This window comes from Promicromonospora umidemergens, assembly GCF_024171995.1.
GTDB classification, from domain to species: Bacteria; Actinomycetota; Actinomycetes; order Actinomycetales; family Cellulomonadaceae; genus Promicromonospora; species Promicromonospora umidemergens.
Window position 1 is genome coordinate 102,532 of record NZ_JAMTCT010000005.1, and the last position, 18,919, is coordinate 121,450.

The 18,919-nt window shown below is 71.9% G+C and carries 20 protein-coding genes; 11 read left to right on the forward strand and 9 right to left on the reverse strand.

The window, feature by feature from the left end; genetic code table 11:
- Window positions 1-2: 2 nt before the first annotated feature.
- On the reverse strand, window positions 3-1,445 hold the full coding sequence (locus APR04_RS10635) for an AAA family ATPase (protein WP_253869932.1): 1,443 nt from the start codon (window positions 1,443-1,445) through the stop codon (window positions 3-5).
- Window positions 1,446-1,603: 158 nt separating this feature from the next.
- Between APR04_RS10635 and APR04_RS10640 the strand changes: the two genes are divergently transcribed.
- From APR04_RS10640 to APR04_RS10670, 7 genes are all read left to right on the forward strand, one after another.
- A complete protein-coding gene (locus tag APR04_RS10640; RefSeq protein ID WP_253869935.1) occupies window positions 1,604-1,906 on the forward strand; it encodes a DUF3039 domain-containing protein in 303 nt (100 codons plus the stop codon).
- On the forward strand, window positions 1,903-3,708 hold the full coding sequence (locus APR04_RS10645; protein ID WP_253869938.1) for a DEAD/DEAH box helicase: 1,806 nt from the start codon (window positions 1,903-1,905) through the stop codon (window positions 3,706-3,708). Before APR04_RS10640 ends, APR04_RS10645 begins: the two co-directional genes overlap by 4 nt.
- Window positions 3,709-3,816: 108 nt before the next feature.
- Complete coding sequence (locus tag APR04_RS10650; RefSeq protein WP_253869941.1) at window positions 3,817-5,265, forward strand: nicotinate phosphoribosyltransferase; 1,449 nt, start codon at window positions 3,817-3,819, stop codon at window positions 5,263-5,265.
- Between the two features lie 126 nt (window positions 5,266-5,391).
- Entirely contained in the window at window positions 5,392-5,700 is a 309-nt protein-coding gene (gene clpS / locus APR04_RS10655; protein ID WP_253870495.1) for an ATP-dependent Clp protease adapter ClpS, read from the forward strand.
- Window positions 5,697-6,467 (forward strand): DUF2017 family protein, encoded by a 771-nt coding sequence (locus tag APR04_RS10660; protein ID WP_253869943.1) that lies wholly within the window; start codon window positions 5,697-5,699, stop codon window positions 6,465-6,467. Before clpS ends, APR04_RS10660 begins: the two co-directional genes overlap by 4 nt.
- A gap of 101 nt (window positions 6,468-6,568) precedes the next feature.
- A complete protein-coding gene (gene murI, locus APR04_RS10665; RefSeq protein WP_253869946.1) occupies window positions 6,569-7,372 on the forward strand; it encodes a glutamate racemase in 804 nt (267 codons plus the stop codon).
- Window positions 7,372-8,199, forward strand: a complete 828-nt coding sequence (locus APR04_RS10670; protein ID WP_253869949.1) for an MBL fold metallo-hydrolase — start codon at window positions 7,372-7,374, stop codon at window positions 8,197-8,199. The genes murI and APR04_RS10670 overlap by 1 nt, the downstream gene beginning before the upstream one ends.
- A 6-nt stretch (window positions 8,200-8,205) precedes the next feature.
- Here the strand turns inward: APR04_RS10670 and APR04_RS10675 are convergent, their stop codons facing one another.
- On the reverse strand, window positions 8,206-8,484 hold the full coding sequence (locus tag APR04_RS10675) for a hypothetical protein (RefSeq protein WP_253869952.1): 279 nt from the start codon (window positions 8,482-8,484) through the stop codon (window positions 8,206-8,208).
- A 139-nt stretch (window positions 8,485-8,623) separates the two neighbouring features.
- Between APR04_RS10675 and rph the strand changes: the two genes are divergently transcribed.
- Complete coding sequence (gene rph, locus APR04_RS10680) at window positions 8,624-9,379, forward strand: ribonuclease PH (protein WP_253869954.1); 756 nt, start codon at window positions 8,624-8,626, stop codon at window positions 9,377-9,379.
- Window positions 9,376-10,017, forward strand: coding sequence for an RdgB/HAM1 family non-canonical purine NTP pyrophosphatase (rdgB, locus tag APR04_RS10685; protein WP_253869957.1), 642 nt, complete (start codon window positions 9,376-9,378; stop codon window positions 10,015-10,017). Before rph ends, rdgB begins: the two co-directional genes overlap by 4 nt.
- Window positions 10,018-10,083: 66 nt before the next feature.
- On the opposite strand, the gene APR04_RS10690 is transcribed toward rdgB, so the two are convergent.
- The 7 genes from APR04_RS10690 to APR04_RS10720 form a co-directional block, all read right to left on the reverse strand.
- Complete coding sequence (locus tag APR04_RS10690) at window positions 10,084-10,458, reverse strand: DUF3054 domain-containing protein (protein WP_253869960.1); 375 nt, start codon at window positions 10,456-10,458, stop codon at window positions 10,084-10,086.
- A 9-nt stretch (window positions 10,459-10,467) separates the two neighbouring features.
- Window positions 10,468-11,679 (reverse strand): sulfotransferase family protein, encoded by a 1,212-nt coding sequence (locus tag APR04_RS10695; protein ID WP_253869963.1) that lies wholly within the window; start codon window positions 11,677-11,679, stop codon window positions 10,468-10,470.
- Between the two features lie 107 nt (window positions 11,680-11,786).
- Entirely contained in the window at window positions 11,787-12,602 is an 816-nt protein-coding gene (locus APR04_RS10700) for a LytR/AlgR family response regulator transcription factor (protein ID WP_253869966.1), read from the reverse strand.
- A 4-nt stretch (window positions 12,603-12,606) separates the two neighbouring features.
- The gene (locus tag APR04_RS10705; protein WP_253869969.1) at window positions 12,607-13,986 is read right to left on the reverse strand and encodes a histidine kinase; all 1,380 of its coding nucleotides are present in this window, start codon (window positions 13,984-13,986) and stop codon (window positions 12,607-12,609) included.
- Window positions 13,973-15,709: a solute symporter family protein gene (locus APR04_RS10710; protein ID WP_253869972.1), complete on the reverse strand. Its 1,737-nt coding sequence runs from the start codon at window positions 15,707-15,709 to the stop codon at window positions 13,973-13,975. Before APR04_RS10710 ends, APR04_RS10705 begins: the two co-directional genes overlap by 14 nt.
- The gene (locus APR04_RS10715) at window positions 15,706-16,053 is read right to left on the reverse strand and encodes a hypothetical protein (protein ID WP_253869975.1); all 348 of its coding nucleotides are present in this window, start codon (window positions 16,051-16,053) and stop codon (window positions 15,706-15,708) included. Before APR04_RS10715 ends, APR04_RS10710 begins: the two co-directional genes overlap by 4 nt.
- A 9-nt stretch (window positions 16,054-16,062) precedes the next feature.
- Window positions 16,063-16,488, reverse strand: coding sequence for a hypothetical protein (locus APR04_RS10720; protein WP_253869978.1), 426 nt, complete (start codon window positions 16,486-16,488; stop codon window positions 16,063-16,065).
- A gap of 320 nt (window positions 16,489-16,808) precedes the next feature.
- On the opposite strand from APR04_RS10720, the gene APR04_RS10725 reads away from it, so the two are divergent.
- Together APR04_RS10725 and APR04_RS10730 are read left to right on the forward strand one after the other, a co-directional pair.
- A complete protein-coding gene (locus tag APR04_RS10725) occupies window positions 16,809-17,156 on the forward strand; it encodes a DUF4212 domain-containing protein (RefSeq protein ID WP_253869980.1) in 348 nt (115 codons plus the stop codon).
- Window positions 17,153-18,823, forward strand: a complete 1,671-nt coding sequence (locus APR04_RS10730; protein ID WP_253869983.1) for a sodium:solute symporter family protein — start codon at window positions 17,153-17,155, stop codon at window positions 18,821-18,823. Before APR04_RS10725 ends, APR04_RS10730 begins: the two co-directional genes overlap by 4 nt.
- Window positions 18,824-18,919 lie beyond the last annotated feature (96 nt).

The window sequence follows — 18,919 nt, forward strand, 5'->3', positions numbered from 1 at the left end:
GATCAGAGGTAGTTGCCGGCCACCGGTGCGGACTTCCACCGGCCGGACGTCGCCACGTCGGTGACCCGGTCGGTCGTCAGCCCGTCGGGGCCGTGCTCCAGGATCGAGCGGCGGGCGACCTCGCGCAGGTCCGCACCCGTGGCGCCGTCCAGGTAGGAGGCCACCAGGGCGACGTCGACAGCGGAGTCCGGGGGCAGGAACAGACGCAGGATCTCCGTGCGCCCCGGCTGGTCCGGTGGCGGCACCTCGATGATGGTGTCGAAGCGGCCGGGCCGCTTCACGGCCGGGTCGAGGGACTCGGGGTCGTTCGTGGTGGCGACGGTCAGCACGTCGTCCGAGCTGCGGGTGCCGTCGAGGGCGTCGAGGAACTCGGCGAACGAGGTCTCGCCGCGCGAGCCCTTCGACGCCACCGAGTCGATCTCCTCCAGCACGACCAGGCAGGGGCCAAGGCCCCGGATCTCCTCGTACAGCTCGGTCATCCAGCCGCGCAGCACCTCCGCCGTGACCAGCACGACCGTGAGCGGTCCCGCGAGCTCCGTGGCGATCACCCTGGTGAGCTTCGTCTTGCCGACGCCAGGCTTGCCGGCGAGCAGCAGGCCGCGCGACGTCGTGTGGCCCAGCGCGCGCAGGGCGGCGCGGCGCGTGGTGACGCTGGAGCAGAACAGGTCGACCTCGTGCCACAGGTCGGCGGGCAGCACGACGTCGCCGCGCACCTGCACGGTGTGCTTGACCGGCGTCAGCTCGACGGAGCCGCTCGGCGCCCGCACGGACAGGACGCCGCCGCGGTACGGGTGGTCGACCTCCAGCGTGCGGGTCAGGTCCGCGAGGACCTGCTCGGCGAGCGCCAGGCCCCCTGGCGGGGCGAAGGCGGTGACCGTGGGCGTGCCGTAGCGGTAGGCCACCTCGACGGCCACCGGCGTCTCGTACGCGGAACCGGCGGGGAAGAGGACGGTCGCCACGGCCGGCACGCTCACGGAGGTGCCGTTGCCCAGGTCGAGTGCCGCGCGCTGCGGCGCTCCGCCCGGACCGAACACGGCGACGTCGTCCGGGTGCCGTTCGACCCAGCGCTGGAGGGCGTAGGCGTGCAGCCGCTGCAGGGTGCGCGACATGTCGCGCGAGACGTTGACCAGCGCGCTCTCGTCGACGTCCCACTGGCGGGCGAGCCACTCGCTCGACGAGCGGGGGTCCTTTGGACGCTCCGGGACGGGACGGCCGAGCATCGCGGCCACGGCGGCCACCGCGCGGCGTGCGGCCTCGTCGTGGTCGCCGAAGTCGGGCCAGACGGGCTCGGGCAGGCCGTCCGACAGCTCGCGGGCCAGATCGTCGGCCAGGTCATCGGCCAGACCGGTGGGGAGAGTCGTGGACAGGGAGTCGGCGAGGTCGGCAGGGGAGGCGGCGCCGTCGTCGGGCAGGGTGAGGCTCCTCTCGGGGTGGGGATGTGACATGCGTCAGTTATATCTGTGGTCACCGACACCACCGCAAGCAATTCCGCGCCCCGATTCCCCGCACAGGCCACCCGAACGGCCCCGGACCTGCCCCGGGACGGATCCCAGGGTGTGTTCCGCAGAAGTTGCTGTCGGTGGTCCCGCGTAGACTTCTCGCCATGACCGAACCACTCTCGAACCCGCAGGACGAGCCCAGTACGCAGGGCGGTACGAGCGTCCTCGAGCGCGAGGAGACCCGGGAGGAGACAGAACCCGGGGACCACGAACGCTTTGCGCACTATGTGCGCAAGGAGAAGATCATGAAGTCCGCCATGAGCGGCAAGCCCGTGATCGCGCTCTGCGGCAAGGTGTGGGTCCCGGGCCGGGACCCGAAGAAGTTCCCGGTGTGCCCCCGGTGCAAGGAGATCTACGACGGTCTCCGCGAACCTGAGGACGGCGGCGAGGGCGACTCCTCGAAGTGACGAGCCAGCCGCAGCAGCTGCCCCACACACCGTCGTCTGCGGCCGCATCGTCGCTCAGCCCTGCCTTTCCACGCCGCGCCCCCTGGGGCACGGCGTCGAGCCTGCGCGCCTGGCAGGCGGAGGCCCTGGAGCTCTACCGCGAGAAGAACCCGCGGGACTTCCTGGCCGTCGCCACCCCTGGCGCGGGCAAGACGACGTTCGCGCTCCGCATCGCCACCGAGCTCCTCGAGCAGGGCGTGGTCCGACGGGTCACGGTCGTGGCACCCACCGAGCACCTGAAGACCCAGTGGGCCGACGCCGCAGCGCGCGTCGGTATCCGCATCGACCCGCACTTCAAGAACTCGCAGGGCCGGCACGGCTCGCACTACGACGGCGTCGCGGTCACCTACGCGCAGGTCGCCGCCAAGCCTGCGCTGCACCGCGCCCGCACCGAGGCAGCGCGCACCCTGGTGATCCTTGACGAGGTCCACCACGGTGGTGACGCCCTGAGCTGGGGCGACGCCGTCCGCGAGGCCTTCGAGGTGGCGGACCGCCGCCTCGCGCTGACCGGCACCCCGTTCCGCAGCGACACGTCAGCGATCCCGTTCGTGGAGTACGAGGCCGACGCTGAGGGCATCCGCCGCTCGAAGGCCGACTACACCTACGGCTACGGCGAGGCGCTGCGCGACCACGTGGTCCGCCCCGTCCTGTTCATGTCCTACGCGGGCGACATGCGCTGGCGCACCAAGATGGGCGACGAGGTCAGCGCCCGCCTCGGCGAGGCGATGACCAAGGACATGACCGGGCAGGCGTGGCGCACGGCCCTGGACCCGGAGGGCCAGTGGATCCCGTCGGTGCTCTCGGCCGCGGACAAGCGCCTCGCCGAGGTGCGCCGCACCGTCCCGGACGCGGGCGGCCTGGTCATCGCGACCGACCAGGACAACGCACGGGCCTACGCCACGCACCTGCAGGAGATCACGGGCAAGCGCCCCGTCGTCGTCCTGTCCGACGACGAGGGCGCGTCCGGGCGCATCGAGGAGTACGCGCAGGGCGAGGACCGCTGGATGGTCGCGGTGCGCATGGTGTCGGAGGGCGTGGACGTGCCGCGCCTCGCCGTCGGCGTGTACGCAACGAGCGCCTCCACGCCGCTGTACTTCGCGCAGGCGATCGGCCGGTTCGTGCGGGCCCGGAAGCGGGGCGAGACGGCGTCGATCTTCCTGCCCAGCGTCGCGCCGCTGCTGAACCTGGCGGGCTCCATGGAGCAGGAGCGCGACCACGCGCTCGACCGGCCGCGCACGGCCGAGGAGCAGGGCATCGAGTACGACCCGGAGGCCGCGCTCGTCGCGGAGGCCAACAAGGAGGAGAAGGCGTCGAGCGAGCTGCTGGGCTCGTTCCAGGCGCTGGAGGCCCAGGCCTCGTTCGACCGGGTCCTGTTCGACGGCGGCGAGTTCGGCACGAGCGCCGACCTCGGCTCCGCGGAGGAGCAGGACTTTCTCGGGCTGCCCGGTCTGTTGGAGCCGGACCAGGTGGCGACGCTGCTGCGGCAGCGCCAGGCGGACCACCTCAAGGCCCGCGGGGGAGCACCCACGTCCCGCGAGGTGGAGAACGAGCGGTCGGAGCAGGAGCACCGCCGCGCGGCCGAGCTGCGCAAGGAGCTCTCCAAGCTCGTCTCCGCGTGGGCCAAGCGCAGCGGGCAGCCGCACGGCATGGTCCACACCGAGCTGCGCCGCACGTGCGGGGGGCCCGAGGTGCCGCTCGCGACCGCCGACCAGCTCGCGGCGCGCGTGGCCCAGGTCCGTCGTTGGTTCGTCGGGCAGAAATAGCCCGGACCGAGGAAATGTCAGGAGCACGACGATCCGCATGCTGAGACAAGAGGCCACCATGACCCTTTTCACGCCACCCAGGTGGCCGCACTGGCCTACCGTGAGTGCATGACCGACGAGCTTCGGGGCATCGGCGCCTCGCTCACAGACTCGTGGCCTGCGTTCGACAACGGTGTCGAAGAACCGCAGCCGCTCCCTGCAGCACCTCTGCCGGCGGTACGCCCGTCGGTCGCACTCCTGACCGACCGCTATGAGCTGACCATGCTCCAGGCGGCGCTCGCGGACGGTACGGCGCACCGGCACTGCGTGTTCGAGGTGTTCACCCGGCGCCTACCACCGGGCCGCCGCTACGGCGTCCTGGCGGGGACCGGCCGTGTGCTGGAAGCGCTGCCACACTTCGTGTTCGAGGACGCCGAGCTGGCGTATCTCGAGCAGAACGGCATAGTGGACCGCCGGACTCTCGACTATCTCGCGAGCTACCGGTTCACGGGCACGATCCAGGGCTACGCCGAGGGCGAGGTGTTCTTCCCCGGCTCGCCCGTGCTGCAGGTCGAGGGCACGTTCGCAGAGGCCGTCCTCCTGGAGACCCTGATCCTGTCGATCCTGAACTACGACTCGGCGGTGGCCTCGGCCGCGTCGCGCATGACGAGCGCGGCGGGCGGACGTCCCGTGCTGGAGATGGGTTCGCGCAGGGCGAGCGAGCAGGCCGCCGTCGCGGCGGCACGGGCCGCCGTGATCGGTGGCTTCGCCGGCACCTCCAACCTCGAGGCAGGGATGCGGTACGGGCTGGACACCATCGGGACCGCCGCGCACTCCTTCACGCTGCTGCACGACACCGAGCGGGACGCCTTCGCCTCGCAGGTCGCCTCCATGGGCTCCGGCGCCACCCTGCTGGTGGACACGTACGACGTGAAGCACGGCGTGGCGACCGCCGTCGAGGTGGCGGGGACCGGGCTGGGCGCCGTGCGTCTCGACTCGGGCGACCTCGGCGGCCTGGCGCAGGAGGTGCGCAGGCAGCTCGACGACCTCGGCGCCAGGGAAACGAAGATCGTGGTCACGTCCGACCTCGACGAGTACGCGATAGCGTCTCTTGCCGCCGCGCCGGTGGACGTGTACGGCGTCGGGACGTCGGTCGTGACCGGGTCGGGCGCGCCGACCTGCGGCATGGTCTACAAGCTGGTCGCGCGAGCCGACTCGTCGGGTGTGCTGCAGCCGGTGGCGAAGGCGTCGGCCAACAAGGCGTCGGTCGGCGGGCGCAAGGCCGCGGCGCGACGGTACGGCCGCGACGGGCACGCCGTCGAGGAGCTCATGGTGACGGGTCCGGACGCGGCGGTGGCCGAGTGGACGCCGCAGAGCGACGACCTGCGCCCGCTGCTCGCGCCGATGGTCGTCGACGGCGCCGTCGACTCGCGCTGGGTGGGCCCCTACGGGGTGGCGAACGCGGCGATCAACCATGGCATGGTGCGCGCGGAGCTCCCGCGTGGCGCGCGGCGGCTGTCCGACGGCGACCCGGCGATCCCGACGGTGGACCTCCGCCTGGACGACCTGCTGGACTGAGTCGACGCGGCAGGTCACAGCCCGGCGACAACTTCGGGAAAATTGCAGACAAGGGTGTCCAGGGAAGGGACCAAACCGCCTAGAGTGAGACTTGTGACTTCTTCCCCACCGCCGCTGCTCAAGACCATGGGGTCAGCCGGGACGGCCGTCGAGGAGGACACCGAGGTGGACATCGCCTCGGGGGTCGCCGACCCGTGGGTGACGATCGTCTGGAACGACCCGGTGAACCTGATGTCGTACTTGTCGTACGTCTTCGAGAGCTACTTCGGGTACCCGCGGGCCAAGGCGGAGCAGCTCATGACTCAGGTGCACAAGAACGGTCGCGCGGTCGTGTCCACCGGGGGACGCGAACGCATGGAGGTGGATGTGCAGGCGATGCACGGGTTCGGTCTGTGGGCGACGCTGCAGGAGTCGGGCGCGCGAGGAGCCGCATGACGCCGTTCCGCGCCATGCGGCGGGGCTACGAGGCCAGGTTCGAGCCGGTGGAACGGGTCGTCCTGGCCCGGGTGGCCCGCGACGTCGCGGAGATGCTGCGCGACGAGGCCGGCCTCGACCTCTTCCCCGACGGCGGCGAGCTCGGCTTCTCGACGCACCCCGCCCCCGGCAAGGGGCAGGCGTGGGCCAACGGTCTGCTCGCGCCGGACGAGCTGACCGACGCCGACCTGGCGCGGCTCACGGGCGTCACCGGTGTGGGGCGCGTCCCGACGGACCCCGCGGCGAGGCGGCTCCTGCCGGACGCGAGCAAGGACGACGCGGAGGTGGCCGACGAGTTCCGCCGGCTCACGCAGAACGACGTGGCGAGTGCGAAGGTGGACCGGCTGGAGGCGTTCGCCGCGCTGCTGGACCTGCCGACGGGAGAGGACGCGCCCTCGCCGCTGGGCCGGCACGGTGCTCCGCCGCCGGTGCGGGTACCGCGAGAGGACGCCGAGCAGTTCGCGGGGGCGCTCACCGACGTGCGGCTCGTGATCGCGGAGCGGCTCGGCCTGAAGTCGGACGACCAGGTCATGCAGCTCACCGACGAGATCATGTGGGACCGGCAGGCAGGCCGCGAGATCCCCGTGGCGACCGACGGGCGCGCGGCCCGGCGCTTCTGGTCCGGGGTGTTCGTCGCTGCGGGGTACGCGCAGGAGACCCTGATGGACGTGATGCTCGGGGAGCTGCGGGGGCGGCGTCCGCCAGACGCGGCCGCTGCATCCGAGTGACTCCGGTCGAGGCGCTGACCTGCCCGAACGTGTCGCGCGTCACGCGTGGCACGGCTCACGAGCACGGGTGACAGTACGTGGTCGTCGCTAGGCTTCACCCCGTGAACGACGCGCCCATCGGGATCTTCGACTCCGGCCTCGGCGGCCTCACGGTGGCGCGGGCCATCCTGGACCAGCTGCCCAACGAGCAGGTCAGGTACCTCGGCGACACCGTCAACAGCCCTTACGGACCCAAGCCGATCGCCGCAGTGCGCGCCATGGCGCTCGACGCCATGGACCGGCTCGTGGCCGACGGCGTGAAGATGCTGGTCATCGCCTGCAACACGGCGTCGTCGGCGATGATGCGCGACGCCCGCGAGCGGTACACGCAGCGGCACGGCATCCCCGTGGTCGAGGTCATCCTGCCGGCGGCGCGCGCCGCGGTGACCGCCACCCGGTCGGGCCGGATCGGCGTCATCGGCACGCGCACGACCGTGCAGTCGCGGGCCTACGACGACGCCTTCCACGTGACGCCCGGCCTGACGATCACGAGCCAGGCCTGCCCGGAGTTCGTGCGCTTCGTCGAGGAGGGCAGGACGTCGGGCCCGGAGGTGCAGAAGTTCGCGCACGAGTACCTCGACCCGGTCAAGGCGGCCGGTGTCGACACGCTCGTCCTTGGTTGCACGCACTATCCGCTGCTCGCCGGCGCCATCTCCTACGTCATGGGCGAGGAGGTCACGCTGGTCTCCAGTGCCGACGAGACCGCGAAGGACGTGTACCGCACCCTGGTGGCCCACGACCTGGAGCGCGCGCCCGACGCGGGTGCCCCGGTGCACCGGTTCCTGACCACCGGCGACCCCGCACCGTTCGGGCAGCTCGCCGGCCGGTTCCTCGGCCCCGAGGTGTCCCTCGTGGAGGCCGTCTGATGCGCCTGATCCCGATCGGTGTCTCCGGTTCGTTCCCGGGGCCCGCGACGCCCGCGTCGTCGTACGTGGTGCGGGTCCCGGCCGCGGAAGCCGCCGCCGCCGGCCACGAGGCGCGCGACTGGAACATCCTGCTCGACCTCGGCAACGGTGCGTTCGGGGCGCTGCAGCGGTTCATGGACCCCATGGAGCTCGACGCCGTGTCGATCTCGCACCTGCACCCCGACCACTGCGCCGACCTCTCGGGGCTGTACGTGTACCTGCGGTACCACCCCGAGCGCGGCTCGCTGCGGACGGGCCCCCGGGACACCCCCCTGCCGGTCTACGGTCCGTCGACGGCGGAGCGGCACGTCGCGCTGTCCTACGGGCTGAGCGAGGGGGAGTCCATGGACAACGACTTCGACTTCCGGTCGTGGGCGGAGTATCCGTCGGTCCAGGTGGGGCCGCTGACCATCGAGCCGCACCGGGTCTTCCACCCCGTCGAGACGTACGGAGTGCGGGTGACGGGCCCGTCGGCGTCCGGCGGTACGACGACCCTGGCGTACACGGGCGACACCGACGCGTGCCCGTCCGTGGTGGAGCTGGCGCGCGACGTGGACCTGCTGCTCAGCGAGGCCGCCTTTCTCGAGGGCCGCGACGACGGCGTCGAGCCCGGCATCCACCTCACCGGCCGACGCGCGGGGCAGGTGGCGACCGACGCGGGCGCCCGCCGTCTGCTGCTCACGCACCTGCCCGTGTGGAACGACCCCGCGGACTCCCTGGCGGAGGCGCGCGGCTCGTTCGCGGGCCCGGTGGACGTCGCGGAGCCGGGCACGGTCTACGAGCTCTGACGGCGGCTAGAAGCCGGCCCACGGCAGCAACCGACCGGTGAACAGCACCATCGTCCCGGACCAGACGGACAGCACGATCGCGACGGCCGCCACCCAGGGCCGCCGTCGTGCGACCACCAGCGAGACGAGCGTGCCGACCAGGCACAGACCTGCCGCGAACTGGCCGAGTACGGCGAGGCTGCCCAGGACCGCGAGCCACAGTGGCGGAAACGGGCCGCCGGTCCAGGAAGACGCGGCGGCGGTGCTCGTGGCCGCATGAGTCTCGGCGGGTGTGGTGTCAGTCATCGTGCACCGTCCTCCGTGTCGCTCTGACCGAGCGGTATGCCCGGCGTGTGAACCTACCGCGGCGCGCGAACGGCGCACAGCATCGACGCGGGTGACAGAGCAGGGTTCGGGAAGGCACACCCATCGTTAGGGTGGGTGCATGACCTCCAGCATCAACACGACCGTCCGCGCCGACGGGCGCGCCACCGACCAGCTCCGCCCCGTGCAGATCACCCGGGGGTGGCTCGACGAGGCCGAGGGATCGGTCCTCGTGGAGTTCGGGCGCACGCGCGTGCTGTGCGTCGCGTCGTTCACCGAGGGTGTGCCGCGCTGGCGCAAGGGCTCCGGCGAGGGCTGGGTCACCGCCGAGTACGCGATGCTGCCGCGCGCCACCAACGAGCGCAGCCCGCGCGAGTCCGTGAAGGGCAAGATCGGCGGCCGCACGCACGAGATCTCGCGGCTCATCGGCCGGTCGCTGCGCGCCGTCGTCGACATGAGCGCGCTCGGCGAGAACTCCATCGTGCTGGACTGCGACGTGCTCCAGGCCGACGGCGGGACGCGCACCGCCGCGATCACCGGTGCGTACGTGGCTCTCGTCGACGCGATCGCGTGGGGGCGCCGGCACGGGCACATCAAGGGCGGCAAGCAGGTGCTCGCAGACTCCGTGTCCGCCGTGTCCGTCGGCATCATCGACGGCACCCCGATGCTCGACCTGCCCTACGTCGAGGACGTGCGCGCGGACACCGACATGAACGTGGTGGTCACGGGCGCCGGCAAGTTCGTCGAGGTGCAGGGCACCGCCGAGCACGCGCCCTTCGACCGTGCGGAGCTCGACTCGCTGCTCGACCTCGCCGTCGGCGGCACGGCCGAGCTCGCCAAGATCCAGCAGGAAGCCCTCGCGCGGGAGCTCGCGTGACGGCCCGGATCGTCCTCGCGACGCACAACGCCAAGAAGGTCGGTGAGCTGCGGGCCATCCTCGCCGCGGCCGGTCTGGAGCTGCCCGACGGCGGCCTGGTCACCTCAGGTGATCTGGGCGCGCCCGAGCCGGTCGAGGACGGCGTGACGTTCGCCGAGAACGCGCTCATCAAGGCACGGGCGGTGTGCGCGGCGACCGGGCTGCCCGCCGTCGCCGACGACTCAGGGCTGGCCGTTGACGTGCTGGGCGGCGCCCCCGGGATCTTCTCGGCGCGCTGGGCCGGCAAGCACGGGGACGACCAGGCGAACCTCGACCTGCTGCTCGGGCAGCTCGGGGACGTGCGCCCAGAGCACCGCCAGGCGGGATTCGTGTGCGCCGCCGCCCTCGTCACGCCCGACGGACGCGAGGAGGTGCGCCTCGGCGAGATGCGGGGCGTGCTGACGACGGCGCCGCGGGGGCTCAACGGGTTCGGCTACGACCCGATCCTGGTCCCGGACGAGACGGCGCCCGGTGCCGACGGCGGCGGCCGTCGGACGGCCGCGGAGCTCGACCCCGAGGAGAAGAACGCGATCTCGCACCGGGGCAAGGCGTTCCGCGCCCTGGCCCCGCTGATCCTCGAGGTGCTGGCCTCTCGCTGAGATCGGTCCGATGGGATGAGATCGGTCGGTCAACCGACCGGTCTCATCCCCTCCGACCGATCTCGCTCAGCTCGGTCCCTTGGCGCGGCGCACGGCCGCCACCACGCCGCGCCAGCCGAGCATCGTCAGCGCCAGGAACAGTGTTGTCACCAGTACGAACGTCCAGGCCAGGCCCTGTCCGGAGATGCCGCGCAGCGCCAGCCCGCCGAGCACGGTCATGAACCAGATCAGCACGCCCGTCGGCCAGACGCGGGCCGGGTCGTGCCAGGCGCGCGTCAGGACCCAGCCGAGCGCGGCGGCCAGCGCGAACGGCCACACCACACGGCCGAGGGCGGCCACCATCGACCCGTCGTGCGACGCGATGCCGGTGACCGCGAAGACGAGGACACAGGCGGCATCGGCCACGACGGCGGGCCAGACCAGGACACGGGTAGTACTCATCAGCGCATCTTAAGCACCGTGCGGCAGGGCAGGGAGCAGCTCCACGTAGTCGGCGAACGCCGCCTGTACCTCGTCCGGCTCCAGCCCGTACCGCTCCAGGGAGTACCGGTGCGGCGCCCGCTGCCGCGGCGCCTCGCGGGCAGCCGCCAGGTTCGCCTGGTCCTCGGCTCCCCAGCGAGCACCGAGCCGCCCGAACAGCTCCGGCAGCGCCGTGCCCGGGTCGCCGGTGAGCCGCTCGTACGGCAGGTCGAGCACGACGTCGGAGCCCAGCTCGGCGCGCTGGGCCAGGGCCCGCGACACCCCGCTGGACATGATCGCCAGCCACTGCCGGCCGGTCTCCGCCAGGTCGACCGCCTCCGGGCGCCGGTGCAGCCGCTCCGTGGCCTCGGCCAGCGAGCACAGGGACGCCAGTGCCACCTCGGGGTCCCGGTGGGTCCACACGAAGCGGGCGTCGGGGAACACGTCGCGGATCGCGGACATGTGGAAGAGGTTCGCCGGGTGCTTCAGCACCCACCGGCGGGCCGGGCGCTCGTAGGAGAGCACCTGGAGCGCGTCGCGCAGGAACCGGTAGTCCGGCCGGTGGTCGAAGGTCCGCAGGCGTTCGACGTAGCCGGGCACGGGCACGGCTGAGGCGTGCAGCTCCGAGTGGGTCCTGATGAAGGTGTCCTCCTCCTCGGCCTCCGCGTAGAGCGGGTGGATGGTGTCCCACCTGGGGCTGAGCCGCGAAACCATGGCGTACTTCTTCCGGGTGCGCCGGATCAGTGCTGCCTCGGTTGTGCTGTCGACGGCGAGGCCCAGGTGGGTCATCTCCCAGAGCTTGGGCCCGCGGTGGGCCGGCGACCGGGACAGGAGGTTGTACGTGAGGGTGGTGCCGGTCCTTGGCATGCCCACCACGAACACCGGCGCTTCCACCGGCTCGTCCGCGATCTCGGGGAACCGGGCGTGCAGGTCGCCCACCACCGCGTGGTTCTGGACGCGCGACTCCACCAGCGCCTGCCCCGCCATCCAGCCGAGCGGACTCAGGCCAGGAAAGCCGGCGAAGGCGCGGAGGACGAGCCGGAGGTGGTCGAGGTCGGCCGTGTACTCGGCGTTCAGTGGTACGCGGCCCCGGGTGGCGCGCGCGACCAGGCGGTCGAAGACGGCGTCGGGGTCCTTGCGGGTGCGGGTGCCGGAGGTGAGGAGCAGGTTGGTGAGGCGAAGGGCAGGCGTGGTCTGGGACACGTCTTCTCCAGGGTCGGGCGCGCCGGCAGGCGGGACGATTCCGCATATCGTCTCGTACGGGGCATTTCGGGTAAAGGAAAGTGGTCCGACCCGCCCGAGACCTGCGGTCAGACGCCCAGGCGCCGACGCAGCTCGCGGGCCTGCCGGCGGGACACCTCTACCCGGCTGCGCTGCCGGTCGTTCATGACCACCACGAGAGCACCCTTGAAGTCCGGGACCAGCTCGCGCACGTGGTTCAGGTTCACCAGGTACGACCGGTGCGACCGGAAGAAGTGCCCGTGCAGCCGCCGCTCCAGCTCGTTCAGCGAGAACGTGACCAGCAGCCGCTCGTCGGCCAGCTTGAGGTACGAGTAGCCACGCGCCGCGCTCGCGTACACGATCGCCGACTGGTCCACCAGCACCGTGCGGCCGTCACGCTGCACGGGGACCCGGGCGAGCGGCTCCGGACCCGGCGACTCGTCGCCGCGCCGTCCCGCGGACCCACCGTTCGACGAGCTGCCCGACCCCGCACCGGCAGGGCTCCCCGGTCCGGGCAGACCCTCCTGCGCGTCGTCGGTGCCGGAATGCTCGAGCGCGCGCGCGACCGCACGGCACAGGCGGTCGGAGTCGAACGGCTTGACCAGGTAGTCCGCCGCGGCGAGGTCGAAGGCCTCGACGGCATGGTCCGGGTAGGCGGTGGTGAAGATGACCTTGGGCGGATGCGGCAGGTCGCGCAGCGCGGCAGCGACCTCGAGGCCGCTGCCGCCGGGCATCCTGATGTCCAGCAGCACGAGGTCGTAGGGAAGGGACCGCAGGAGGAGGAGTGCCTCCTCACCGTTCGCGGCCTCACCGACCACCTGGACCTGCCCGAGCTCCTCCAGCAGATAGCGCAGCTCGGTACGGGCCGGGGCCTCATCGTCGACGATCAGGGCGCGGGGGCGCATGCCGTCAGCGTAGCGGGACCCGCACCTCTACCACCGTTCCCCCGCCCGCCGTCGACTGGATGTCCAGGGTGAACCGCTCGCCGAACAGCGTCGTCAGGCGCTCGGAGATGTTCTGCAGGCCCACGCCGCCGCGTGCGCCCTCCTCGCCCAGGGCACCCTCGGTGCCCCGCGCCGCGCCGGCGCCGGTCCCGAGCCCGTCGAGCACGTCAGCGGCCATGCCGACGCCGTCGTCGGTCACCCGGATCGACGTCGTGCGGGTCAAGGGGTCCACCCGGGCCCTCAGCGTGACCGTGCCGCCCTCTACCTTGTTCGCCAGGCCGTGCTTCACGGCATTCTCGACCAGCGGCTGGATGACCAGCACGGGCACGTGCGCCGTGAGGACCTGCGGGTCGATGTCGTACCGCACGCGCAAGCGGTCCCCGAACCTGGCCTGCTCCAGAGACAGGTACGTGCGCACGAAGAAGTACTCCTGCGCGAACTCCGCGAGCTGCCCCTCCTGCCGCACGGCATACCGGAAGAAGTCCGACAGGCGCAGCAGCAGCTGGCGCGCCTCGTCCGGATCCGTCCGCGACTTCGACGCGATCGTGTTCAGGACGTTGAACAGGAAGTGCGGGTTGATCTGGGCCCGCAGGGCGTCGAGCCGGGCGTCCGAGGCCAGCTTGCGCTCGCGGTCCGCCTCCGCCAGCTCGAGGTGCAGCGACAGGATGCTCGCCATGTCCTCGACCTGGTCCCGTGGCGTGGGCTCGTCGTGCGTGCGGAACACGCCGATGGTGCCCACCACACGAGCGCCAACGACGAGCGGCACGACGACGCCGCTGCGCAGCGGGCAGTCCGGGTCGTCGCAACCCATGCTCGACGCCCGGCGGGACACCACGGTGCGGCCCTTGGCGATGGCGCTCCGCACGGTGGTGGCGCGCACCGGACCACCCGCCTCGTGGTGGTCGGAGCCAGGCCCGACGAAGGCCAGGTTCAGCTCCCGGTCGGTGATCACCACGGCGTCGCCGCCCAGCAGCGGGCGCAGCAGCTCGGCGGTGCGGCGCGCGGCGTCGGCGGTCAGGCCGGAGCGGAGCGGCATGCGGCGTCCGCCCGCCACGATCCGACGTCGGGAACGCTCGACGCCGCGGCCCTCGAGGCCGCGCTCCTCGGGCCCCGGCCGGGCGTCCGACCCGCCCCGCCGCCGGGACCAGCGCCACAGGGTCCCGGCAGCGCGCGGCCCGCGCAGCGCGGAGGGATAACCGAACACGAGCAGCACGGACGCCACGGTCCCCGCCGCCACGGTGGTGCCCACCCCGAGCGGCGGCGACACGAACACCTGGGTCACCAGGTACACCGCCGCCCAGGTGAGGCCGATCGTCCCGGCCAGGAGCGCGCTACCGGTCCGCATCGCGTTCCTCCTCCCGCCGGGCCGCACGGCCGCGGCCGCGCCTGCGTTGCGTCGGCTCGGCGCTCGCGATGGTGAGCCGCGCCAGCCGTTCGGCATGCCGGTCCGCGGCGGTGCCGTGCAGCACCAGCCACTGCCGTTCGACGTCGTCCGGCGGGGTCGTCGACCGCGACACGAGCCACGTGACCAGGCCGGCCAGCGGCGCGGCCACGAGGGTGGGGGTCATGAGCATCTCCCCGAGGCCCGGGCCGATCGGCAGGGCACCCACCACGAACATGGTCACCGACACCAGGCCGCCGACGACCATGCCTGCCGTAGCCCCGGCCGCGGTCGTGCCGCGCCACCAGATGGCGAGCACGAACACAGGCGTCAGGGCCGACCCTGCGATAGCGAACGACCAGGTCACCATGGCGGCCACGATCGAGGGGACGCCCGGCGTGATGTCCTCCGGCTGCATGGCGATGGCGAGCGCGCCGGCCGCGAGAGCCGCGACCACGGTGCTCGTGCGGCCGGCCCAGACTGCCTGGCGCTGGGTCGCGCGCGGGTTGATGTGCCGCTCGTAGACGTCGTGCCCCCAGGACGCGGCGGCGGCGAGCAGGAGCCCCGCGATCGTCGACATCACGGCGACCAGGGCGCCAGCGGCGACGACGGCGAGGCCGGAGTCGCCGCCGTAGATGCGGCCCAGCACGGGCAGGGCGTGCTCGGGCACGCGCAGCACGCCGTCGACGGTGAGCTCCTCGAGCCAGGGATGGCCCTCGACGGCCGCGGCGATCTGCTGCCGGGCGGCCGTGCCGAGCATGACGGCGAGCGCGTAGAACAGCCCGGCCAGGCCGAGCACCCACACCGTCGTCATGCGGGCCGCTGTGCCGGTGGGGCTGGTGAAGTACCGGTTCATGACGTGCGGCAGGCCGGCGGTGCCCATGACGAGCGTGAGGATGAGGGCGAACTGGGCCAGCGGTCCGTACGCGGCGCCGGGCTGGCCGAAGGTCGCCGGCTCGGTCGGGTCGAGCTGGTTGGTCTCGGGCTGCAGGTGCCAGCCAGCCTCGTCGTGCACCGGGTTGGCCAGCGGTTCGGCGGACAGGTCCGCGACGGCCCCGGAGTAGTGGAACCCCGACCCCGCGACGGCGACCGCGAGCCAGACGAGGGCGCCGAGCAGCAGGAGGAACTGGATGGCCTGGGTCCACGTGGTGCCGCGCATGCCGCCGAACGCGACGAGCGCAGCCACCACCGCCGTCGAGAGCAACACGCCCGTGGCGTACGCGGAGAGGCCGGGTAGCCCGTGCCCCACCAGGAGCTGCCACGTGATGCCGCTGCCCACCGCCTGCGGCACCAGGTAGGACAGGATGACGATCTGGACGACGCCGACGGCGACCAGCCGCACGCGCTCGGAGGCCAGACGCCGCCCCAGGAAGTCGGGGATGGAGAACTCGCCGAACCGGCGCAGCGGCGCGGCGACGAACAGCAGCACGGGCACGAACCCGGCGGCGAACCCGACCGCGTACCAGACGCCGTCGAGGCCCGAGACGTAGACCGCCGCCGCGACCCCGAGGAACGACGCGGCGGAGAAGTAGTCCCCGCAGATGGCCAGGGCGTTCGTGGCGACGCCGACCCGCTGCCCGGCGAGGTAGAAGTCCACGGTGGACACGCCGCGCGGCCGCATGACCAGCGTGACCAGGGCTACGGCGGCGAGGAGGATCGCCAGCGTGCCCGCGCTCGTGACGGTCACGGGAGCTCGCCGTCGGCCGGGTAGTCGTCATCGTCGTTCCGGCCGCCCAGCATGCGGGCCTCGACCGCCGACGAGAGCGTGGCCGCCGCCAGCCCGATCACCAGGAAGAACGCGTACAGCCCGAACGCCGCCATGGCGAAGCCAGGGCTCATCCCGCCGGCCAGGCGCCCGCCCGACCACCAGTCGAGCGTGAGCGACAGGGCGGGGACGCCCATCACCGCGGCGAGGAACAGCACGAAATGGGTGATCGCGACGCGCCGCAGCGTACGGAACGCCGCGTCGACCTCGGCCGGGGTGTCGTGCTCGTCGTCGTCGTCGTCGTCGTGCTCCATGGGACGATCCATGGAACGAGGCTATGCGTCGGATGCCCGGCGCAGGCGCCAGGCGGTGCGCAGCATGATCACCGCGCCGCCGGCGACCATGACGAGGCCCATGCCGGGCCACATCTTGCCCCAGGAGTCGGTGCTCGAGCTGACCTGGACCATCTGCACGATGCTCCACACGACGGCGACCGCGCCGGGTACGGCGACGACGAGGCAGTGGCCGATGGCTACCCGCCGGAACGGCAGCACCGCGCCGGCGAACGCGAGGGGCGCCACGGCCAGCGTCGCCCAGCCGAGGTAGCTCGCGTGGCCAGGGATGTGCCCCAGCGGCGTGCTGATCCAGGGCAGCACCGACCCGATCATGACGCACAGCCCTCCGATGACCATCGCCAGGCTGCCGGGGTGGAACGCGCGGCGGCGCACGGCGGTACCGGAAGTGCTCGACGTCGAGGACATAGGGCGATCGTAGGGCTGGCGGGGTCGTCCAGGGACCCCCGCAAGGGCACCGCACTGCCGAACGGCAGGTCGAGCTCCGCGAACGGTCAAGAATGCCCCCCGAACGGTCGGGTGAAGATGTCCGGCACCGTTCGCCGCCCAGAGCGACCGCTCGCGGGGTCGCGGCGACCGTCCGGCCGGTCGGCTCTTGCGCCGCGGGGGCGTCTGCCCCTTGGCTCAGGCTCGGGGGCAGTTGTGATCCGCACCACAGTGCGTCCCGGCACCGGCAGGCCGCAGAGGCCGCAGGGGTCGCACCACGACACGCAAAGGAGCGTCGAGACATGACCGACACGAACGAGAGCCCCCCCGGTGGGGCACCGCCGCCGGGCGGCGGCGGTGGCGCCGCGCTGCCGGACAACGGCTGGCGCAAGGAGTACTGGAAGAAGAACCTCCGCCTGATGGTGGTGCTGCTCGTCGTCTGGTTCGTGGTCTCGTTCGGCGCAGGAATCCTGTTCGTCGAGCAGCTCAACGAGATCGTGATCGGCGGCTTCCCCCTGGGCTTCTGGTTCGCGCAGCAGGGCTCGATCTACACCTTCATCCTGCTGATCCTCATCTACGCCCTGCGCATGGACAAGCTTGACGACCACTACGGCGTCAGCGAGCGCAACGACGACGGGAGCCGGTCATGAGTGACATCCAGACCTGGGCGCTCATCTTCGTCGCGGCGTCGTTCGCGCTGTACATCGGGATCGCCTGGCGCAGCCGGGTGAAGGAGACCAAGGGCTTCTTCGTCGCGGAGCAGAACATCCCCGCCGTCGCGAACGGTGCCGCCGTCGCCGCGGACTGGATGTCCGCTGCGTCCTTCATCTCGATGGCCGGCCTCATCGCCTTCCTCGGGTCGGACGGCTCCATCTACCTGATGGGCTGGACGGGCGGCTTCGTGCTGCTCGCCCTGCTGCTCGCGCCGTACCTGCGCAAGTGGGGCAAGTTCACGGTTCCCGAGTTCGTCGGTGACCGGTTCTCCGAGACGGTGCGGTCGGTGGCCGCCGTCGTCGCCATCATCGTGTCGTTCACCTACGTGGTGGGGCAGATGGCGGGCGGCGGCATCGTCTTCTCCCGGTTCCTTGGGGTGGAGCAGGCGGCCGGTGTGGCGATCGCGGCGGCGGTCATCTTCGCCTACGCGGTGTTCGGCGGCATGAAGGGCATCACCTGGACCCAGGTGGCCCAGTACACGGTGCTGATCGTCGCCTACCTGATCCCGGCCTGGGCCGTTGCGCACACGATGACCGGGTTCCCGGTGCCGCAGATCTCGTTCGGCGAGATCCTGGCCGAGCTGAACCGGATCGGCGCCGAGTTCGGGCTGCCGGTCTACACCGAGGCGTTCACCGCCCGGCCGCAGATCGACGTCTTCCTGGTGACCCTGTCGCTCATGATCGGCACCGCCGGCCTGCCGCACGTGATCATCCGGTTCTACACGACCAAGACGGTCCGCGGGGCGCGCTACTCGGCCCTGTGGGCGCTGGTCTTCATCGGCCTGCTCTACACGACGGCCCCGGCCGTGGGTGCGTTCACCAAGCTCAACCTGCTCTCGGGCGTGCAGGGCGCCGCCGTCGACGCCTTGCCGTCCTGGGTGCAGAACTGGATGGCGACCGGACTGGTCACCGTGGGTGACGGCGTCGACACGATCGGTACGGTCAGCAACGACCCGACCTCTGGTGCCGACCTGATCATCAACAACGACATCCTGGTGCTCGCCAGCCCCGAGATCGCGGGCCTCCCGGCGCCGATCGTCGGGCTCGTCGCGGCGGGTGGCCTCGCGGCCGCCATGTCGACGGCGGCCGGCCTGCTGCTGGTCATCTCGTCGTCGGCGTCCCACGACCTGTACTTCCGGTACCTGGACAAGAACGCCTCGGAGAGTCGCCGCCTCCTCGTCAGCCGGATCGCCATGGGAGTGGCCGTCCTGGTCTCGATCTACTTCGGCATCAACCCGCCGGCGTTCGTGGCCCAGGTGGTCGCCTTCGCCTTCGGGCTCGCCGCGTCCACCTTCTTCCCGATCCTGCTGCTCGGGATCTTCTGGAAGAGGACCAACGCGGCGGGCGCCGTCTCCGGCATGCTCGCGGGTCTCGCCTTCACCTCGACCTACATGATCTACACGCTCGAGGTGTTCGGTACGCAGGCCAACGACCACATCCTGGGTGTGAGCCCCGAGGGCATCGGCGCCATCGGCGCGGTCGTGAACCTGGTGGTCACGGTCATCGTGTCGCTGGCGACCAAGCCTCCGTCGCACGAGATCCAGGAGATGGTCGAGAACATCAGGTACCCCGCGACCACCCGTCGGACGGAGACCGCTGCCTGATCATCTCGCTGTGGGTACGTGGTACATCCGCCCCTGGATCCCCCCGCTGCGTAGCCACAGCGTCCCTGCGGTGCCCGACGCCACCCCGCGTCGGGC

Coding starts and splice junctions, on each gene's coding strand:
- APR04_RS10660 (WP_253869943.1), top strand. CDS start 5,697: ATGACGCCGTTCCGCGCCATGCGGCGGGGCTACGAGGCCAGGTTCGAG.
- clpS (WP_253870495.1), top strand. CDS start 5,392: ATGGGGTCAGCCGGGACGGCCGTCGAGGAGGACACCGAGGTGGACATC.
- APR04_RS10675 (WP_253869952.1), bottom strand. CDS start 8,484: ATGACTGACACCACACCCGCCGAGACTCATGCGGCCACGAGCACCGCC.
- APR04_RS10670 (WP_253869949.1), top strand. CDS start 7,372: ATGCGCCTGATCCCGATCGGTGTCTCCGGTTCGTTCCCGGGGCCCGCG.
- APR04_RS10725 (WP_253869980.1), top strand. CDS start 16,809: ATGACCGACACGAACGAGAGCCCCCCCGGTGGGGCACCGCCGCCGGGC.
- APR04_RS10720 (WP_253869978.1), bottom strand. CDS start 16,488: ATGTCCTCGACGTCGAGCACTTCCGGTACCGCCGTGCGCCGCCGCGCG.
- APR04_RS10730 (WP_253869983.1), top strand. CDS start 17,153: ATGAGTGACATCCAGACCTGGGCGCTCATCTTCGTCGCGGCGTCGTTC.
- rph (WP_253869954.1), top strand. CDS start 8,624: ATGACCTCCAGCATCAACACGACCGTCCGCGCCGACGGGCGCGCCACC.
- APR04_RS10700 (WP_253869966.1), bottom strand. CDS start 12,602: ATGCGCCCCCGCGCCCTGATCGTCGACGATGAGGCCCCGGCCCGTACC.
- APR04_RS10705 (WP_253869969.1), bottom strand. CDS start 13,986: ATGCGGACCGGTAGCGCGCTCCTGGCCGGGACGATCGGCCTCACCTGG.
- APR04_RS10690 (WP_253869960.1), bottom strand. CDS start 10,458: ATGAGTACTACCCGTGTCCTGGTCTGGCCCGCCGTCGTGGCCGATGCC.
- APR04_RS10650 (WP_253869941.1), top strand. CDS start 3,817: ATGACCGACGAGCTTCGGGGCATCGGCGCCTCGCTCACAGACTCGTGG.
- APR04_RS10715 (WP_253869975.1), bottom strand. CDS start 16,053: ATGGATCGTCCCATGGAGCACGACGACGACGACGACGACGAGCACGAC.
- APR04_RS10640 (WP_253869935.1), top strand. CDS start 1,604: ATGACCGAACCACTCTCGAACCCGCAGGACGAGCCCAGTACGCAGGGC.
- APR04_RS10635 (WP_253869932.1), bottom strand. CDS start 1,445: ATGTCACATCCCCACCCCGAGAGGAGCCTCACCCTGCCCGACGACGGC.